The organism is Actinosynnema sp. NPDC050801, assembly GCF_040673975.1.
Taxonomy (GTDB): Bacteria; Actinomycetota; Actinomycetes; order Mycobacteriales; family Pseudonocardiaceae; genus Actinosynnema.
Genome location: NZ_JBFAQZ010000003.1, coordinates 295,116 through 311,211, shown reverse-complemented (window position 1 = coordinate 311,211; position 16,096 = coordinate 295,116). Strand labels below are relative to the sequence as shown.

The window sequence follows — 16,096 nt, the reverse complement described above, 5'->3', positions numbered from 1 at the left end:
ATGTCAACCGCAGTCGCCGTGCACACGGTGATCGACAGCCCGGTCGGCGAGATCACGCTGGTCGCGCGGGACGGCGTGCTCGCCGGCCTGTACATGCCCGAACACCGCCACCGGCCGCCGCTCGCGACCTTCGGCGAGCGCGACGCCGCGCCGTTCGACGAGGTGGTCGCCCAGCTGGAGGAGTACTTCGCCGGCAAGAGGACCGACTTCGACCTGCCGCTGTCGATGGCCGGCACCCCGTTCCAGCGGACGGTGTGGGATGCCCTCAAAGCGATCCCGCACGGTGAGACCGTGTCGTACGGCGAGCTGGCGGCCACCATCGGCCGCCCCACCGCGTCCCGCGCGGTGGGGTTGGCCAACGGCAAGAACCCGATCAGCATCATCGTGCCGTGCCACCGGGTCGTCGGCTCGACCGGCAACCTGACGGGCTACGGCGGCGGGATCGAGCGCAAGCGCATGCTGCTGGGCTTCGAGCGCGGCGACCTCCTCTGGTGAGGGCGGGCCGCGCGGCGCGGCGGCTGGAGGGCCGCCGCGCCACCGGGTTGCCGCCGACCACGCCGTCGACGGTGATGTCGGAGTTGCCGCTGCTCTGGTAGCCCTCGGTCGCCATGATCATGTGGTGGTGGCTGCCCAGGTTCATCCCGTGGCGGGCCCACGCGTCGAAGTGGTTGCCGGACGTGATGGCCCCACCCGTCCTCTTCGACTGCCGGACGCTCCAGTACTGGTCGAAAGTCCGGGTGCCGTCGATCGACGGCGCATTGGTCCGCGTCGTCCGGTAGATGTCGTAGGTGCCACCGTCGGTGGTGACCGTCCCCTTGTACGACCCGGTGGGCCGGTAAGTGCCCCAATTGTCGACGATGTAGTACTCGACGAGCGGGTTCCGCGTCCAACCGTAGAGGGTCAGGTACGCGTTTCCGGACGGGGTGAAACTGCCCGAGTAGGCCACCGTCCGGCGACTGCCGGTGGCCCAGCCCTTGCCGGCCACGAAGTTGCCGGTGTTGCGCAACGACGTGCTGTAATTGCCGCCGGAACCCAGTTCCATCGAGACCGTGCCCTGGCTGTCGGTCCAGAACGAGCATGTCAACGGTTTGCGAAACGTCCCGGTCGGGCGAGCCGATCGGAATTACGTGATCAAGCCGCGAATGTGCCGCCGCGGGACGCGTGCCCGGCGCCGCGGGGGCACCGGGCACGCGTCCGGTCAGCTCGCCGTGCAGCTGAGCACCGGTGTGCCGGGCGCCCCGCCGGATGAACCGAGGAAGCCGAACGTGGCACTGGCGCCGGCGCCGACCGAGCCGTTGTGCGCGGCGTTGCGGGCGGTGATCGTGGAGCCCTGGCTGGTCACGGTGGCGTTCCACGCCTGGCTGACCGTCTCGCCGTTGGCGTAGCTCCACGACACGGTCCAGTTGCTGATCGCCGACGTGCCCGCGGTGACGCGGACCTCGCCCTGGAAACCGCCCTGCCACTGGTTGACCACCGTGTACGTCGCCGAGCACCGTGCACCACCGGGTTGAGTGGTGGTGGTCGTCGTTGTCGTGGTGGTCGAAGTGGTGGAGGTGGTCGAGGTGGGTGTCGTCGAGGTCGGTGTGGTCGAACCGCCCCAACCGGCCGTCGAGTCCAGCCACGTGATGCGGCGCTGCATCCAGTCCCGCATCGCCTGCACCTGACCCTGCCACGTGGGCGCGGTCGGGGTGCGGAAGAAGCCGACCGTCGCCGAGCTGAGGTTGGGCCAGCGCTGGAAGTTGCGCTGGGCGCCGTTGGTCAGCGGCCGGGCGAGGGTGTCGATCCGGCTCTGCAGCGCGGAGTCGGAGAGCAGGCCGCGCCGCAGCGACTGCCAGCGCGACTTGGCCTGGTTGACGAACGCCGGGTCGCGCAGGAGCTGGGTGGTCCAGTCGTTGGCCTGCGGCTGCCTGGTCTGCTGGTACTGCCAGCCGGCGGGCTGGTCGTTCTGGAAGAACCCGCCGACGCCGAACGTGAGGTCGAAGTCCCACAGCGGCCCGGCGACGATCTTGCCGTCCCGGTCCTTGTAGAAGTGGGCGCTGCGCAGGTAGGCGTCCATGCCGCGGCTGAGCTCGTTGATGATCATGTGGTCGGTGAACGACGGCACGTCGATGTACTTGTGGTACCCGGTGGTCGGGTCGGCGAAGTTCGGTGCCCGCAGCACGTTGTGGAACTCCTGGATGTGGCCGCGCAACCAGTCCCGCTGCTGCGTGTTCAACGGGTCGGGGTCGACCACCTCGAGGTAGTTCCAGCAGGTGTTCGTCGGCCCGGTGCACGGCAGTGTCGGTTCCTCGGCCGCCATCCACTCGAACTTGAAGATGTACCCGCCCTGGATCGTCGGCAGGGTCGTGTCGTCCTCGTCCAGGCCCTTGAGGTCGAGCCGGTTCTTCGAGTTCTTGATGGTCTCGACCATCATGTAGACGCCCATGTAGTCGTTCGGACCCACCGCGGTGGCGTCGGTGTTGAGGTAGAACTCGACGAACTTGTACCGCGGCGCCTTGAGGCCCATCTCCCGGCCGAGGTCGTAGATGAACGCCTCCCGGATGAGCGCCTTGTCGGTGAACGGGCCGCGCAGCACCCAGTCGGAGTCGGCGGGCATCCCCAGCACCGGGTAGTCGGCGTCGTCGCCCGCGTTGTCCCAGAACTCCAGGCGGTACGGCGTCTTCTCGAACGAGGCCGACGACTGCCCACGCAACCGGAACCCGGCGCGGGTGGCGACCTTCGGCGCCGCGGCCAGCGACGTCGTGCCGCCCGCCTGCGGTTCGAAGATCATGGTGGCGCCGTCGAAGTACTCGCGCTGCGGCTTGCCCGCGCCGTAGGAGTCGATCGCGACCACGGGCAGGTCGTGCGCCGTGGCGGTGGCTTCGCGGGCGACGTACATGGCCGTGCCGGGACGCCCGGAGGCCGCCTGGTTGACGAACGCCTGCGCGCGCAGCTGCGTGGTGCGGGTGAGCTGCACGGGCGAGCCCTGGTAGAGCGTCGACTGCGCGTTGGGCAGCTGCCCGTTGGTGGTGTAGCGGATCTGGGCGCCGCTGATCGTGGTGCTCAGCGATACCGACACCTGTCCCTGGAACGTGCCGCTGGGCACGGAGAACGTGATGTCGCCGACCAGGTCTTCGGCGGCCGCGGCCGCGGTGATGGCGTCGGCGGCCGCCTTGTCGCCGACGGGGCCGGTCGATCCGGTCGGACCCGGCTGGGCGCCGGCCGACAGCGGGACGAGGAGCCCGGCGAGGACCACGGCGGCGACCGCCAGGCCCGTGGTGCGATGGGTTGCCGCGGCGCCGTTGCTGCGGAAGGTCAAACGCACGATGCCTCCTGTTCGGGTCGGTGGGACTGGGTGGTCGGCACGGTGCCCACCGACGACGTCGCGTCCCGGAAGTGGCGGCGCAACGTCCGCCGCCACGGCGCGTCGGGCAGGTCCAGTCGGAGCGCGGCCAGACCGGTGGCGTACTTGGAGATGCGGACCGGGCGCACGCCGCGCTGCCACAGCATGCGGTCGACCGGCGACGCGGCCGACGCGGTCTTGGTCTCGACGACGGCGAGGCCGGACAGGTGGAGCGTGGAGCCGTCGTGCCGCCAGGAGAGCGCGGTGTCGATGGTGACCCGGCTCGCGGACTCCGGCAGCAGCAGCGTGGTCCGCTGGTAGTCGGTGATCAGCACCGGGTCGAGGGAGCCGTCGGTGTCGGGCGCGATCGACTCGCGGGTGAGCGCCTCCTCGACGAAGTGACGTCCCGGGCTGACGGTGTCGCGGTCGCTCGGGTGGTAGGGCAGGCGGTGCTTGGTGATGCTGCCCCGCGCGCCGCTGATCTTGACCTCCAGCCAGCACTCGGCGGAGTCGAGGTAGGTGCGGGTGCGCACCTTGAACCGACGACGCCTGCGGTAGGCCGCGGAGTGGTAGCTGACCAACCGCGGCGTGTCGAAGTACACCGACTCGTAGCGGAACGTCCGCTCGCCGTCGATGTCCAGCACCCGTGCGTGCGGCGCGAGCTGCTCCAGCAGGTGGGGCAGCGCCTCGGCCGGTATCACGTACTTGCGGTCCACCCTGGTCTGCAACGCGGCCCGCTCGATCAGCTCGGCCAGCCCCACCGGGGCCATCCGCGCCAGGGCGGGCACGAAGGTCGTCGTGGTCATCGGCGCGCTCCGGAGTGCGCGGTCGCGGTGGGCGCGGTCAGGGCGCGTTCGGTCAGCGCGTACCGGACGTCGACGACCGTGGTCTCGTTCACCATGTCCAGCCGCTGCACGGTGACGGCGTGCACCCTGGCGTTCAGCAGCTGTTCCAGGTGCGCGACGAGCGCGACGTGGTCGGTGATGGCCGAGTCGAGCACCAGGACCTGGTGCCGGTAGTGCCGGAACAGCCTCCGGTTGTCGCCCAGGAACATCACCACCACGATGAGCCCCATCAGGCCGCCGTTGAGCCACAGCGAGGTCGTGCTCAGCGCACCGAGCAGGCCCAGGGCGAGCGCGGAGAAGTAGTACGCGACCTCGTGCTGGTCGAGTTCCGTCGAGCGCAGCCGGATGATCGACAGCACGCCGAACAACGCCATGCCCAGGCCGATGCCCGCGCCGGTGTTCGTGGTGCTCAACGCGCTCGCCACGGCGAGCACGCCGACGTTGACCCCGAGGTAGGCGACGACCAGGTCGCGGCGGCGGTGTCGCGGGAAGTAGAGCCCGAAGACGAGCAGCACCACCGCGCAGATGTCTATCGCGAACAGGACGAGTTGGGACATCTCGTTCGTTCCTCCTACAGCCGCAGGCCGAAATCGGCTGGGCACCGACCGCTTCTTGGCGGAGGTCTGCAGGACGGTCGCCGAAACTTTCGAATATTAGGGTAAACTTTCGGGAACTGCTTCGAAACGATAGGGGTGACCGTGGTGTCGCGTCAATGAACTGCCGGTGTACCACCGCGTATCAAAAGGTGGCCACTTGGCTGGTAGAGCCCATTCGGTGGCCGGCTCGGCGTCCTTTTGGTGGCCGGTGGCCCGGTACGAGACGTAGCACGTCAACCCCGGAGCGTGCCGAAAGTTTCGGCCTGATCAGCGGGAATGGAGCTTCCTTGATCGTCATGCGACTTTCTCGGGGCTCCACGGCCGCGGACGGGGCCGGGACGCGGTCGGCCGCTGCGCCGGAGGCGTCCTCGCTCGCACGTCCGGCGGAGCGGAGGTAGCCCGGTCGCGAGTCCGGCCCGCGCCGGCACGGCGACGCGCACCCCCGGCCCGAGGCCCCCGCGGGTCGCGGCCGGGTTCGCCGACGGGAAAAAGTGAGTTGGCGTCGTGAACCACGGAGGTAGTGTTGGAGGCGCTCGGGGCGCCGTTGCCTCTTTGTCGCGCCCGTCTTTTTCCTCTGGGGGATCTACGCATGACTTCCGCAGGTGTGTCCGACGCCGTGTCGTCGCCGCCCGCGCTCAGCCGCGCCGACCGCGCGGTGATCGGCGTGCTGCTCGTGGCCACGTTCGTGGTCATCCTGAACGAAACCATCATGGGCGTCGCGCTGCCCGTGCTGCTGACCGAGCTCGACGTGACCGCCGCCGTCGGGCAGTGGCTCACGGCGGGCTTCCTCCTGACCATGTCGGTGGTCATCCCGATCACCGGCTACCTCATCCAACGGGTGTCGACGCGCGTGCTCTACGGCGTGGCGATGGGCCTGTTCAGCGCGGGCACCCTGCTCGCCGCGCTGGCGCCGGGCTTCCCGGTGCTGCTGGCCGCACGCGTGGTGCAGGCCAGCGGTACGGCGATCATGCTGCCGCTGCTGATGACGACCGTGATGACGCTCGTGCCGCCGGCCCGCCGCGGCGCGGTGATGGGCAACATCTCGATCGTCATCTCGGTCGCGCCGGCCATCGGCCCGACGGTGTCGGGCGTGCTGCTGGACTCCTTCAGCTGGCGGGCCATGTTCTGGGTCGTGCTGCCGATCTCGGTGACCACGCTGGTGCTCGGCCTGCGCTGGGTGACTCGCATCGGCGAGGCGAGCAGCGCGCCGATCGACCCGCTGTCGGTGCTGCTGTCCGTGCTCGGCTTCGGTGGCCTGGTCTACGGCCTGTCGAGCATCGGGCACAGCGGCGGCGGGTCGTCCGCCACGCTGTGGGCGTCGCTCGCGGTGGGCGTGCTGGGCATCACGGCGTTCGTGCTGCGGCAGGTGCAGTTGCAGCGGACCGAACGCGCCCTGCTGGACCTGCGGACGTTCGCCTTCCGGACGTTCACGATCGCCAGCGCCCTGATGATGGTGATGATGGGCCTGCTGCTCGGCGTGGTCACGATCCTGCCGATCTACATGCAGAACGTGCTCGCGCTCGACCCGCTGGCCACCGGCCTGCTCCTGCTGCCCGGCGGCCTGCTGATGGGTCTGCTGTCGCCGTTCGTCGGCCGCCTCTACGACCGGGTCGGGCCGCGCGTCCTGCTCATCGTCGGCACCGTCGCGACCAGCGGCTCGCTGTGGTTCGCGACCACGTTCGACACCTCCACGCCCGCGGCTCTGGTGCTGGTGTTCCACCTCGTGCTGAGCCTGGGCCTGGCGTTCTCCTTCACGCCGCTGTTCTCGTCCGGCCTGGGCGCGTTGCCGGCGCGGCTCTACTCCCACGGCAGCGCGATCTTCAGCACGACCCAGCAGCTCGCCGCCGCGGCGGGCGTGGCGTTGCTCGTCAGCGTGATGAGCGCGCGGGCCGCCGGGTTGGTCGCGTCCGGTGAGCCCGCCGCCGGCGCGGAGATGGGCGGCATGCAGACGGCGTTCCTGCTGGCCGCGATCCTGTCGCTGGTGGCGGTGGCCGGTTCGTTCATGGTCAAGGCCGGCAAGGCCGAGTCGCCGGTTTAGCGGCGTGCGCGGGGACGACGTGATTCGTCGTCCCCGCGCCCGTCCGGCGCTCGTGGCAATTAGTTCATAATTGTGAAACCGCAGGATTGTCGCGGTGTGCGTTGCGCTTTTCCAAAGGTGTGCGTTAGCGTGCCCCGGGAACGCTCCCAGAACGGGTTTGCCCAGTTCAGAAGCGTGAACCAGGTTCGCTCCGCCTCGCACCAAGGGAGAGCACAATGAGCGTGAAACCCCTTGTCGTCGGCATTGCAGCAGTTGCCGCCGCAGCCTTGGGATTGCCCGGCGCCGCCGCGATTGCCGCGACCTCGCACCACGAGGCCGAGAGCGCGGTGTGCACGGGCGCCATCGAGAGCAACTGGCCCGGCTACTCGGGCACGGGGTTCTGCAACGCGGACAACGCCGTCGGCGCCCACGCGCAGTTCACCGTCACCGCGTCGACCGCGGGCGCCGCGACGGTCGTGGTCCGGTTCGCCAACGGCGGCACGACCAGCCGGTCCGCCGACCTCCTCGTCAACGGCACCACCGCGCAGTCGGTCTCGTTCGAGGCGACGGGCGCGTGGTCCACGTGGGTCTCCAAGACCCTTTCCGTCACGGTGCCGGCGGGCGCCACCACGATCCGGCTCAGCCCGACCACCTCGGCCGGGCTGCCGAACGTCGACTACCTGGACTTCACGCAGGACGACACCCAGCCGCCGGCCGACGCGCTGTACGTGGCGACCAACGGCAACGACGCCAACCCGGGCACGCTCGCCGCACCGCTGCGCACGATCCAGCGCGGGGTAGACCTGGCCCAGCCCGGCTACACGATCCACGTGCGCGGCGGCACGTACGCGCCGAGCACCAACATCCAGATCCTCAAGAACGGCACGTCCGGCCAACCGATCACGTTGCGCAACTACAACGGCGAGCACGTGGTCGTCGACGGCGAGAACATGCCGTACACGCCGGGCGCCGTCGGTTCCAGCATCCCGCGCCCCGAACGCGGCGCCGTGCACATCGAGGGCGACCACTGGCGGCTGATCGGCCTGGAGATCGTCCACGGCCCCTACGGCGTGTTCGGCCTGGACACCAACAACAACGTCTTCGAGCGGCTCGTCACGCGGGACAACTACGAGTCGGGCCTGCACATCCAGGGCGCGTCGGGCAACAACCAGATCGTCAACCTCGACGCCTACGGAAACCGCGACCCGCGCAAGAACGGCGAGAGCGCCGACGGCCTGGCCATCAAGGAGGGCTCCGGCAGCGGCAACGTGGTGCGCGGCGCGCGGTTGTGGAACAACTCCGACGACGGCCTGGACTACTGGATGTTCTCCTCGCCGATCCTGCTGGAGAACGGCCTGGCCTGGGGCAACGGGTTCAACCGCTGGAACCTGCCCGACTTCACCGGCGACGGCAACGGGTTCAAGCTCGGCGGCAACGGCGTGGCCGCGAACCACACCGTGCGCAACACGATGACGTGGGACAACGCGGCCGGCGGCTTCGTGGACAACAACAACCCCGGCCGGCACCAGGTCGAGCGCAGCACCGCGTGGGACAACCCGAAGACCGGGTTCCAGTTCGACCGCTCGTCCGGCACGCTGACCAGGAACCTGGCCGCGGCCAACGGCACGAACGCCTCGCTCGGCTCGTCCTCGACCGGCAGCGGCAACTCGTGGAACCTCGGCGGCACGTGGTCGTTCGTCAGCACGGACCCGGGCGTGATCACGGGAGCCCGCAACGCCGACGGCTCGATCCGGTCGTCGACGTTCCTGCGCCCGGCCAACGGCGCCGACGTGGGTGCCCGCTTCTAGCGGTCCATCTTCCAGCGCTCCGCCTTCGAGTGGTGTGTCTTCGCCGACAGCCGGTCCGCCGCTGTCGGCGAAGCCTTACCATCTCCCGGACGGAACCGCTGGGGGGGAACCATGTCAGTCGGAGTACTCGCGCGCCGCGTCACGGGCGTCTTGGTGATCGCTTGCACCGCGGCGGCGACCGCACTGGCGGGAACCGCGGCGGCGCAGGAGGCCGAGGCGGATGTGACCATCGAGGTCTCCGCGCCGCGCAACATCCTGCCGCCGGGCGGTTGGACCCTGGTCTACACCCACGTCCGCAACGTCGGCACGGCCCCGGCGGAGAACGTCCGGTTCACCGTCACCCTGCCGTCCCACCTCCAATCCTTCGGCACCGAGACGTCGTCGGAGTGGGACTGCGAGAGCCCGGCGCCGGGAACCGCGACGTGCGAGCACGTCGGTCCGCTCCAGCCGGGGGCGACCCCCTTCCACTTCCGCTTCAGCGCCGGTGTCTCCTACCAGGCGCCGATCGGCACGTCGGTCATCGCGACCGCGTCGGTGACCACCGGTTCGCCGGAGTCGGTCACCGGCAACAACCACTCCGAGCGGTCGTTCGACTTCGTGGGCAAGGGCGTGGTCAAGGGGCGGATCTGGCACGACCTGAACGCCAACGGCGTGCGCGAGCCGAACGAGCCCCCGGTCGACAGCGTCGGCATCTCCTTCCGCGCGCTGGACGACGAGGACTCCGCGGGCTTCTCGAACACCTTCCAGGGCCAGTACCGGCTGGACGTGGCCGCCAAGCGGTTCCAGGCGCACGTGAGCCTGTCCAAGAACTCGTGGCGGTTGACCACGCCCAACGTCGGCAACGACACCGCGGACTCCGACATCGTGCCCACCACCGAGGACGCCTGGTACCGCCACGGGAGCAGCGAGGTCTTCACCGTCGAGGCGGGTGCGGAGCACGTGGTCGACGTGGGCGTGGTCGCGGTCCCCACCGACAGCTGGCGCGACGTGTTCAACCGCAAGCCGCTGCCCTGGCCGGTCAGGGCCACCAGGTCCGGCGGCGGGGTCACCGCCACCCGGTGACGCCGGGTGGCGATCCCACCCTGGATCGGCACGGCTGTCCCGCCGCGGGCTCGTGCCGACGCTCAGCCGCAGCGCCAGACCGTCGGCAGCTGCCTGGCCCCCGACGCGGGGATGCTGCGACCGGCGACCGTGCCGTTGTCCGCGGACACGTCGACGCTCGGGTCGTCGTCCAGCGCGGCGACCTGCGTGTCGAGCTGCCACGCGCCCCAGGTCCCCGTGCTCAGCGACCAGCCGACCGACTGGCCGGACCGGTTGATCGAGTGCAGGTAGGCGCTGCCGGCGGGCCGTGACGGGACGCCGTTCCGGTCCCACAGCGCGCCCCTGCCGTCGTAGCCCGACGCCGGGTAGGTCTCACCCGCGACGCGGCCGTCGGACAGGTCCCAGCCGCGCACGGTGGTCGTGCCGGACGGGTTGGCGAGCTTGCGGGCCGCGCCCGCCTTCCACAGGTACAGCGCGGTGGCGGCGCCGGAGTCGCGCCGGGGCAGGTGTTCGACGAGCACCGTGCCGTCCTGGTCGATCGCCTTGGCCTCCGCGTGCCCGGTGGTCGGCAGGCCGGTCAGCACCACCGGCGCCGCACCGCTCGCGGGCCACAGCACGGGCGTGGAGATCGAGTACGGCGCGGTGTCCGGGGGAGTGCTGGACGCGTTGCCGACGATGTCGCCGTTGTCGTTGACGCCCACGGCCCTCGCCCCGGTGTGGCCGGCCGGCGTGGGCAGCGCCTCCAACCTGCCGTCGCGCGAGCGGAGGGCGCGTCCGGCGGCGGAGCCCACCACGGTGCCGTGCCGGTTCACGTCGGCCACCGAGGGGTTGGTCCCCGCGAACCGGCCGAGGTCGGTGACCTGGCCGTCGGACCAGCGCATCGCCCTCATCGTGATGGACAGACCGCGGACGACCACCCAGCCGTACCCCGCGTAGCCACCCGCGCTGTCGGCGGCCGTGACCGCGCCGTTGGGCAGGTCCGCGGGTAGCGGCAGGTAGCTCGGCGTGCACGTCGCGGCGGCCGCGGCCGCCGCGGTGACCGCGATCAACGCGCCCGTCAGGGCCGCGATCGCGACAACGGCCGTGCGTCTGGTGCTCATGGTGCTCCTCACGGATGTCGGAGTCCTGCGTGCCCACCGTCGGGGCACCGACTGACCGCCTGCTGACCGTCGGCTGACCGGCCTGCGGGCCGACCCGGCGACTCGACGCCGCGCGCCTAGGTGCCTATAGTGCTAGGTAACTAGATAAATGGAGGTAGTCGTGATCGAGTTCCACCTGGACGGGAGGTCCGGCCTGTCGCCGTACCAGCAGCTCGTCCGGCAGGTGCGGCACGCGCTGCGGCTGGGCCTGCTGCACGAGGGCGATCAGCTGCCGAAGGTGAAGGACGTGGTGGCGGACCTCGCGATCAACCCGAACACGGTGCTCAAGGCCTACCGGGAACTGGAGCACGACGGCCTGGTGGCCGCCCGTCCCGGCGTGGGCACTTTCGTGACGGCCACGCTCGCCGGCACCTCGCTCACCGCGCTCGCGCCGCTGCGCCAGGACCTGCGGCGATGGCTCGCCAAGGCCCGCCGCGCCGGTCTGGACGAGGAGGGCATCGAGGCCTTGTTCCTCACCACGTTTCGCTCCGCGTCCCGAGAGGACATAGCGTGACCGTGCTGAGCGCCCGGGGACTGGGCAAGAAGTACAAGCGGTGCTGGGCGTTGACCGGGTGCACGCTGGACGTCCCGGCCGGGCACGTGACCGGGCTGGTCGGCCCGAACGGCGCGGGCAAGTCCACGTTGCTCGGCCTCGCCGCGGGCATGCTCGCACCGTCGAGCGGCACGATCGAGGTGTGCGGCGGCGTGCCGGGCAGCGGCCCGGCCCAGCTGGCGAAGGTCGGCTTCGTCGCGCAGAACGCCCCGGTCTACGCGAACCTCACCGTCGAGGAGCACCTGCGCCTGGGCGCACGCCTCAACCCCGGCTGGGACGACGGGCTGGCGCGCGCCCGGATCGCCCGGATCGGCCTCGACCCGGCGCTGGCCGCGGGGAAGCTGTCCGGTGGTCAGCGCGCCCAGCTCGCGCTCACCCTCGGCATCGCGAAACGGCCCGAGCTGCTGCTGCTGGACGAACCGGTCGCCTCGCTCGACCCGTTGGCCCGGCGGGAGTTCCTCCAGGACCTGATGGAGGCCGTGGCCGAGCACGGGCTGAGCGTGGTGATGTCCTCGCACCTCGTCGCCGACCTGGAACGGGTCTGCGACCGCCTCGTCGTGCTGGTGGACTCCAGGGTCCGGATCGCCGGCGAGGTGGACGACCTGCTCGCCACCCACCGCAGGTTGACCGGGCCGCGCCGGGACGTCGACACCCTGCCCGGGGACCAGCAAGTCGTCTCCGTGCGCCACACCGACCGCCAGACCACCGTGCTGGTGCGCACCGAGGCGCCGATCCTCGACCCCTCCTGGGACGTCGGCGAGCTCGACCTGGAGGACCTGATCCTCGCCTACCTGACCAACCCCGGCGCCGGGCGACCCGGTCTGGAGGTCGTCCGATGACCTGGCTGACGTGGCGGCAGCTGCGCTTCCCGGTGTTGTCGGTGTACGGGGCGCTCGCGCTGGCCGGCGTGGTGCTGGCGGCCAGTCGCCCGGCCCGCGGCCCCTTCGGCGACCAGGAGCTGCTGTACATGGGCAGCCTGCTCGCCGTGTTGCTGCTGCCCGCCGTCCTCGGCGTGTTCTGGGGCGTGCCGATGATCACCCGCGAGCTGGAGACGGGCACGCACAACCTGGTGTGGAACCAGAGCGTCACCCGTTCCCGGTGGCTCGCCGTCAAGCTCGGCATCGGCCTGCCCGCCGCCGCGGTCGCGGCCGGCGTGCTCAGCCTGGTCGTCAGCTGGTGGGCCGACCCCATCGACACGGCCGCCGGCCTCGACACCGAGCGGAGCTTCGAGCCGCGCGTCACGCCGCTGGTGTTCGCCGTGCGGGGGATCGCGCCCATCGGTTACGCCGCGTTCGCGTTCGTGCTCGGGATCGCGGTGGCGATCCTGGTGCGCCGCACCGTGACCGCGATGGCGGTGACGCTCGTCGTGTACGCCGCCGTGCAGCTGGCGGTCCCGCTCGCGGTGCGCCCGCACGTGCTGCCGCCGGTCGGGGAGTCCGTCACGCTCACCGCGCGGACCATCGCGGGCATCCAGACGGAACCAGGCCCTGACGGTGACGTGCCCGAGTCGTTGAAGGTGTTCACACCCGCGGGCGCGTGGGTGCTGGCGAACGAGACCGTGGACGCGAACGGCGCCGCGGTGCGTCCGTTGCCCGCCGCGGTGGGCCACTGCCTGCCGCCCGCGCAGACCGACCCCATCACGCTGCCGGAACTCGATCGGATCCGCGCGTGCTTCGCCGGGCTGGACGACCTCGGCTACCGGCAGCACCTGGCCTACCAGCCGGCGAGCCGGTTCTGGCCCTTGCAGTGGGCCGAGCTGGCGCTGTACCTCGCGTTGGCGGCGCTGGTGACGTGGTTCTGCTTCCGCCGACTCCGCACCTTGTCCTGACTCCCACGGAGGAACCCCATGCGCGGCATCACGTTCTTCATCGCCCTGACCCTCGTCCTGTCCGCCACGTCCGCGTCCGCCGCGGCGTCCGGTCCCGAACCGGGTGCGACGCCCTACCTGCCCGCGCCCACCGGCCGGCACCCGGTGGGCACGACATCGCTGCACCTGACGGACACCTCGCGGCTCGATCCGTGGGTGCCCACGGCGAACCGGGAGCTGATGGTCTCCCTCTTCTACCCGGCGGCGTCGGCGCGTGGGCCGAAGAAGCAGTACATGACGGCGGTCGAGTCGGCCGCGGTGTTCGAGGAGGCGGGCATCACCACCGTGCCGCCCGACGCGTTGAGCGCGGTCCGGACCAACGCCGTCGTGGACGCGCGACCGGCCGGTCGTCGGCACGGTCTGCCGCTGGTCGTGCTGTCGCCCGGGTTCAAGAGGCCACGCGCCACCCTCACCACGCTGGCGGAGGACCTGGCGAGCCACGGCAACGTCGTCGTGGTGGTCGACCACACCTACGAGAACGTCGCCACCACGTTCCCGGACGGTCGGGTCGCGCCGTGCGTGGCGTGCGGCCGGTACGACATCCCGTTCTGGTTGAGGCTCCAGCAGGGCCGGGCGGCCGACGTGTCGTTCGTGCTGGACCAGCTCACCGGGCCGCTGCGCCACCGGCCCGGCGCGAACCTGGTCGACGCCTCGCGGATCGCGATGGGCGGCCACTCCGTGGGCGGGGTGAGCAGCCTCGTCGCCCTGCACGCCGACCACCGCATCCGTGCCGCGATCAACGTCGACGGCACGATCACCGCACCGGACCCGGCGCCCGAGCTGTCGCGCCCGGTCATGCTCCTGGGCCGGCAGAACACCTACGCGCCCGGCGCGCCCGGCGGCGCGGCGCAGACCTGGTCGGACACCTGGCCGCGGTTGACCGGGTGGAAGCGGTGGCTGGTGGTGGCGGGCATGGAGCACCCGTCGTTCACCGACCTCGGCGTGGTGGCGCCGCAGCTGGGCCTGGACCTCGGCGCCGACGTGGGCGGGGAGCGCGGCGCGGCGATCACCCGCGCCTACGTGCGGGCGTTCTTCGACCTGCACCTGCGCGGCGAGCGGCAACCCCTGCTCGACCGGCCGTCGGCGAGCTACCCCGAGGTGTCCTTCGTCGAGCCGTCGAGCTGACCGACGAGCACCCGCAACGCCGAGTGGACGTGCTCCTCGGCGTAGCGGGTGACCTCGGCGGCGTCACCGGCGTCGAGCAGCCGGACGATCTCCCGGTGCTCGTCCACGACGACCGCGCGGTAGTGGTGGTGGCCCAGCCGGATGCGGGTGAGCTGGAACAGGTGCACCTGCGACCGCACCGCCCGCCACGCTTCGAGCAGGCGCCGGTTGCCCGCCGCGCGGTAGATCGTGTCGTGGAACTCGATGTCCAGCGCGAGCAGCTCGTCGCTGGGGGCGCCCGCGGCCAGCCGCCGCGCCATGGCGTCGACGAGCCGGCCCAGCACGTCCAGGTCGACGCGGCCGATCGCACCGCGCCCCGCCAGCCCTTCCAGCGCGGCGCGCACCGAGTAGACCTCCACGGCGTCCTGCGCGGTCAGGTCGATCACCCTGGTGCCGCGGTGCCAGGCGCTGCGCACCAGCCCTTCCCGCTCCAGCACGGCGAGGCCTTCGCGCACCGACCCGCGGCTGACGTCCAGTGACGCGGCCAGCTCGACCTCGCGCACCGGCGAGCCGGGTGGGAAGACGCCCGCGAGGATCGCGTCGCGGATCCGGTCGGCGGCCTCGTCCGCGAGACCCCGCCGATCGGCCTTGGGCAACTGCATAATGTCGAATGTTGACATCAGTGCGGCGCTTGGTCAAGGTGGAGGCATGAGACCTGGCTTCCACCTCGCGGTCCCCGTCGACGACCTGGCCGAGGCGCGCGCGTTCTACGGCGGCGTGCTCGGGCTCGAAGAAGGGCGTTCGGCCGAGAAGTGGGTCGACTGGAACTTCTACGGCCACCAGTTCGTGACGCACGTCGTGCCCGGCCCGCGTGACGACGCCGGCCGCAACCCGGTCGACGGCCACGACGTGCCCGTGCCGCACTTCGGCCTGCTGCTGCCGATCCCCGAGTTCCACGCGCTGGCCGAGCGGCTGCGCGCGGCGGGGCGTGAGTTCGTGATCGAGCCGTACCTGAGGTTCGCAGGCGAACCCGGCGAGCAGTGGACGATGTTCTTCCGCGACCCGGCGGGCAACGCGCTGGAGTTCAAGGCGTTCAAGGACGAGGCGCAGGTGTTCGCCAAGTGAGCCGGGGCGTCCTGGTCACCGGCGGCAGCCGCGGTATCGGCGCGGCGATCGCGGAGGCGTTCCGGGCACAGGGCGACACCGTCGCCGCGCTGTCCTCTTCGGACGTCGACCTGGCCGACCCGGACTCGGTCGAGCGGGCCGTGGCCGCCGCCGTCGACACCCTCGGCGGCATCGACGTCCTGGTCAACAACGCGGGCCTGGTGGAGCTCGGCTCGGTGGCGGACAAGTCGTACCGCGAGTGGCAGGCGTTGTGGCGGCGCACGTTCGCGGTCAACGTCTTCGGCGCGGCCGACATGTCCTACTGCGTGGCCAGGCACATGATCGAGCGCGGCACCCGCGGGCGGATCGTCAACGTCGGTTCGCGCGGCGCGTTCCGCGGTGAGCCGGACATGCCCGCCTACGGCGCGAGCAAGGCGGCACTGCACTCGATGGGCCAGTCGCTGGCGGTCGCCCTGGCGCCGCACGGCATCGCGGTGGCCTCGGTGGCGCCGGGCTTCGTGGCCACTGACCGGGTGGCCCACATGGTGACCGACGACGTGCTCCGGCAGAGCCCGTTCGGGCGGGTGGCGCGACCCGAGGAGGTCGCCGCCGCGGTGGTCTACCTCGCCTCGCCCGCGGCGGAGTGGGCGTCCGGCGCCGTCCTGGACCTCAACGGTGCTTCCTACCTGCGGACCTGAGG

General features: G+C 71.2%; 15 protein-coding genes and 1 pseudogene. 10 read left to right on the top strand and 6 right to left on the bottom strand.

Annotated features, from left to right (window positions below):
• Positions 1-495, top strand: coding sequence for a methylated-DNA--[protein]-cysteine S-methyltransferase (locus AB0K14_RS09450; RefSeq protein ID WP_360459733.1), 495 nt, complete (start codon positions 1-3; stop codon positions 493-495).
• A 67-nt stretch (positions 496-562) separates the two neighbouring features.
• Here the strand turns inward: AB0K14_RS09450 and AB0K14_RS09445 are convergent.
• The 4 genes and pseudogenes from AB0K14_RS09445 to AB0K14_RS09430 all read right to left on the bottom strand — a co-directional run.
• Positions 563-1,069: pseudogene (locus AB0K14_RS09445) on the bottom strand (glycoside hydrolase family 11 protein); the annotation flags it as partial.
• A gap of 129 nt (positions 1,070-1,198) precedes the next feature.
• Positions 1,199-3,304, bottom strand: a complete 2,106-nt coding sequence (locus AB0K14_RS09440; RefSeq protein WP_360465156.1) for a CotH kinase family protein — start codon at positions 3,302-3,304, stop codon at positions 1,199-1,201.
• Complete coding sequence (locus tag AB0K14_RS09435; protein WP_360465159.1) at positions 3,295-4,128, bottom strand: polyphosphate polymerase domain-containing protein; 834 nt, start codon at positions 4,126-4,128, stop codon at positions 3,295-3,297. The genes AB0K14_RS09440 and AB0K14_RS09435 overlap by 10 nt, the downstream gene beginning before the upstream one ends.
• Positions 4,125-4,724 (bottom strand): DUF4956 domain-containing protein, encoded by a 600-nt coding sequence (locus AB0K14_RS09430; RefSeq protein ID WP_360465162.1) that lies wholly within the window; start codon positions 4,722-4,724, stop codon positions 4,125-4,127. Before AB0K14_RS09430 ends, AB0K14_RS09435 begins: the two co-directional genes overlap by 4 nt.
• A gap of 628 nt (positions 4,725-5,352) precedes the next feature.
• Here AB0K14_RS09430 and AB0K14_RS09425 point away from each other — a divergent pair.
• The 3 genes from AB0K14_RS09425 to AB0K14_RS09415 all read left to right on the top strand — a co-directional run bounded on the left by AB0K14_RS09425 (position 5,353) and on the right by AB0K14_RS09415 (position 9,650).
• A complete protein-coding gene (locus AB0K14_RS09425; RefSeq protein ID WP_360465165.1) occupies positions 5,353-6,801 on the top strand; it encodes a DHA2 family efflux MFS transporter permease subunit in 1,449 nt (482 codons plus the stop codon).
• A 215-nt stretch (positions 6,802-7,016) separates the two neighbouring features.
• Positions 7,017-8,588: a carbohydrate-binding protein gene (locus AB0K14_RS09420; protein WP_360465168.1), complete on the top strand. Its 1,572-nt coding sequence runs from the start codon at positions 7,017-7,019 to the stop codon at positions 8,586-8,588.
• A 111-nt stretch (positions 8,589-8,699) separates the two neighbouring features.
• The gene (locus AB0K14_RS09415) at positions 8,700-9,650 is read left to right on the top strand and encodes an SdrD B-like domain-containing protein (RefSeq protein WP_360465171.1); all 951 of its coding nucleotides are present in this window, start codon (positions 8,700-8,702) and stop codon (positions 9,648-9,650) included.
• Positions 9,651-9,712: 62 nt separating this feature from the next.
• Here AB0K14_RS09415 and AB0K14_RS09410 read toward each other — a convergent pair whose 3' ends face one another.
• Complete coding sequence (locus AB0K14_RS09410) at positions 9,713-10,729, bottom strand: hypothetical protein (protein ID WP_360465174.1); 1,017 nt, start codon at positions 10,727-10,729, stop codon at positions 9,713-9,715.
• Positions 10,730-10,889: 160 nt separating this feature from the next.
• Here AB0K14_RS09410 and AB0K14_RS09405 point away from each other — a divergent pair, with 160 nt between their 5' ends.
• Genes AB0K14_RS09405 through AB0K14_RS09390 form a run of 4 tightly spaced genes read left to right on the top strand, consistent with a single transcriptional unit; the run spans position 10,890 to position 14,313 of the window.
• Positions 10,890-11,282, top strand: coding sequence for a GntR family transcriptional regulator (locus AB0K14_RS09405; protein WP_360465177.1), 393 nt, complete (start codon positions 10,890-10,892; stop codon positions 11,280-11,282).
• Positions 11,279-12,160 (top strand): ABC transporter ATP-binding protein, encoded by an 882-nt coding sequence (locus tag AB0K14_RS09400; RefSeq protein ID WP_360465180.1) that lies wholly within the window; start codon positions 11,279-11,281, stop codon positions 12,158-12,160. The genes AB0K14_RS09405 and AB0K14_RS09400 overlap by 4 nt, the downstream gene beginning before the upstream one ends.
• A complete protein-coding gene (locus tag AB0K14_RS09395) occupies positions 12,157-13,149 on the top strand; it encodes an ABC transporter permease subunit (RefSeq protein ID WP_360465182.1) in 993 nt (330 codons plus the stop codon). Before AB0K14_RS09400 ends, AB0K14_RS09395 begins: the two co-directional genes overlap by 4 nt.
• A gap of 18 nt (positions 13,150-13,167) precedes the next feature.
• Entirely contained in the window at positions 13,168-14,313 is a 1,146-nt protein-coding gene (locus tag AB0K14_RS09390) for an alpha/beta hydrolase (protein WP_360465185.1), read from the top strand.
• Here AB0K14_RS09390 and AB0K14_RS09385 read toward each other — a convergent pair.
• Complete coding sequence (locus AB0K14_RS09385) at positions 14,277-14,954, bottom strand: GntR family transcriptional regulator (RefSeq protein WP_360465188.1); 678 nt, start codon at positions 14,952-14,954, stop codon at positions 14,277-14,279. The two genes, AB0K14_RS09390 and AB0K14_RS09385, sit on opposite strands and share 37 nt — an antisense overlap.
• A gap of 46 nt (positions 14,955-15,000) precedes the next feature.
• Between AB0K14_RS09385 and AB0K14_RS09380 the strand changes: the two genes are divergently transcribed.
• Positions 15,001-15,417, top strand: a complete 417-nt coding sequence (locus tag AB0K14_RS09380; RefSeq protein ID WP_360465191.1) for a VOC family protein — start codon at positions 15,001-15,003, stop codon at positions 15,415-15,417.
• The gene (locus tag AB0K14_RS09375) at positions 15,414-16,094 is read left to right on the top strand and encodes an SDR family oxidoreductase (RefSeq protein ID WP_360465193.1); all 681 of its coding nucleotides are present in this window, start codon (positions 15,414-15,416) and stop codon (positions 16,092-16,094) included. The genes AB0K14_RS09380 and AB0K14_RS09375 overlap by 4 nt, the downstream gene beginning before the upstream one ends.
• The last annotated feature ends 2 nt before the right edge of the window (positions 16,095-16,096 follow it).

Excerpts from the sequence above, each read along its gene's own strand:
- AB0K14_RS09425 (WP_360465165.1), top strand. The coding sequence starts at position 5,353 with ATGACTTCCGCAGGTGTGTCCGACGCCGTGTCGTCGCCGCCCGCGCTC.
- AB0K14_RS09380 (WP_360465191.1), top strand. The coding sequence starts at position 15,001 with ATGAGACCTGGCTTCCACCTCGCGGTCCCCGTCGACGACCTGGCCGAG.
- AB0K14_RS09435 (WP_360465159.1), bottom strand. The coding sequence starts at position 4,128 with ATGACCACGACGACCTTCGTGCCCGCCCTGGCGCGGATGGCCCCGGTG.
- AB0K14_RS09390 (WP_360465185.1), top strand. The coding sequence starts at position 13,168 with ATGCGCGGCATCACGTTCTTCATCGCCCTGACCCTCGTCCTGTCCGCC.
- AB0K14_RS09410 (WP_360465174.1), bottom strand. The coding sequence starts at position 10,729 with ATGAGCACCAGACGCACGGCCGTTGTCGCGATCGCGGCCCTGACGGGC.
- AB0K14_RS09430 (WP_360465162.1), bottom strand. The coding sequence starts at position 4,724 with ATGTCCCAACTCGTCCTGTTCGCGATAGACATCTGCGCGGTGGTGCTG.
- AB0K14_RS09415 (WP_360465171.1), top strand. The coding sequence starts at position 8,700 with ATGTCAGTCGGAGTACTCGCGCGCCGCGTCACGGGCGTCTTGGTGATC.
- AB0K14_RS09420 (WP_360465168.1), top strand. The coding sequence starts at position 7,017 with ATGAGCGTGAAACCCCTTGTCGTCGGCATTGCAGCAGTTGCCGCCGCA.
- AB0K14_RS09450 (WP_360459733.1), top strand. The coding sequence starts at position 1 with ATGTCAACCGCAGTCGCCGTGCACACGGTGATCGACAGCCCGGTCGGC.
- AB0K14_RS09385 (WP_360465188.1), bottom strand. The coding sequence starts at position 14,954 with ATGCAGTTGCCCAAGGCCGATCGGCGGGGTCTCGCGGACGAGGCCGCC.
- AB0K14_RS09395 (WP_360465182.1), top strand. The coding sequence starts at position 12,157 with ATGACCTGGCTGACGTGGCGGCAGCTGCGCTTCCCGGTGTTGTCGGTG.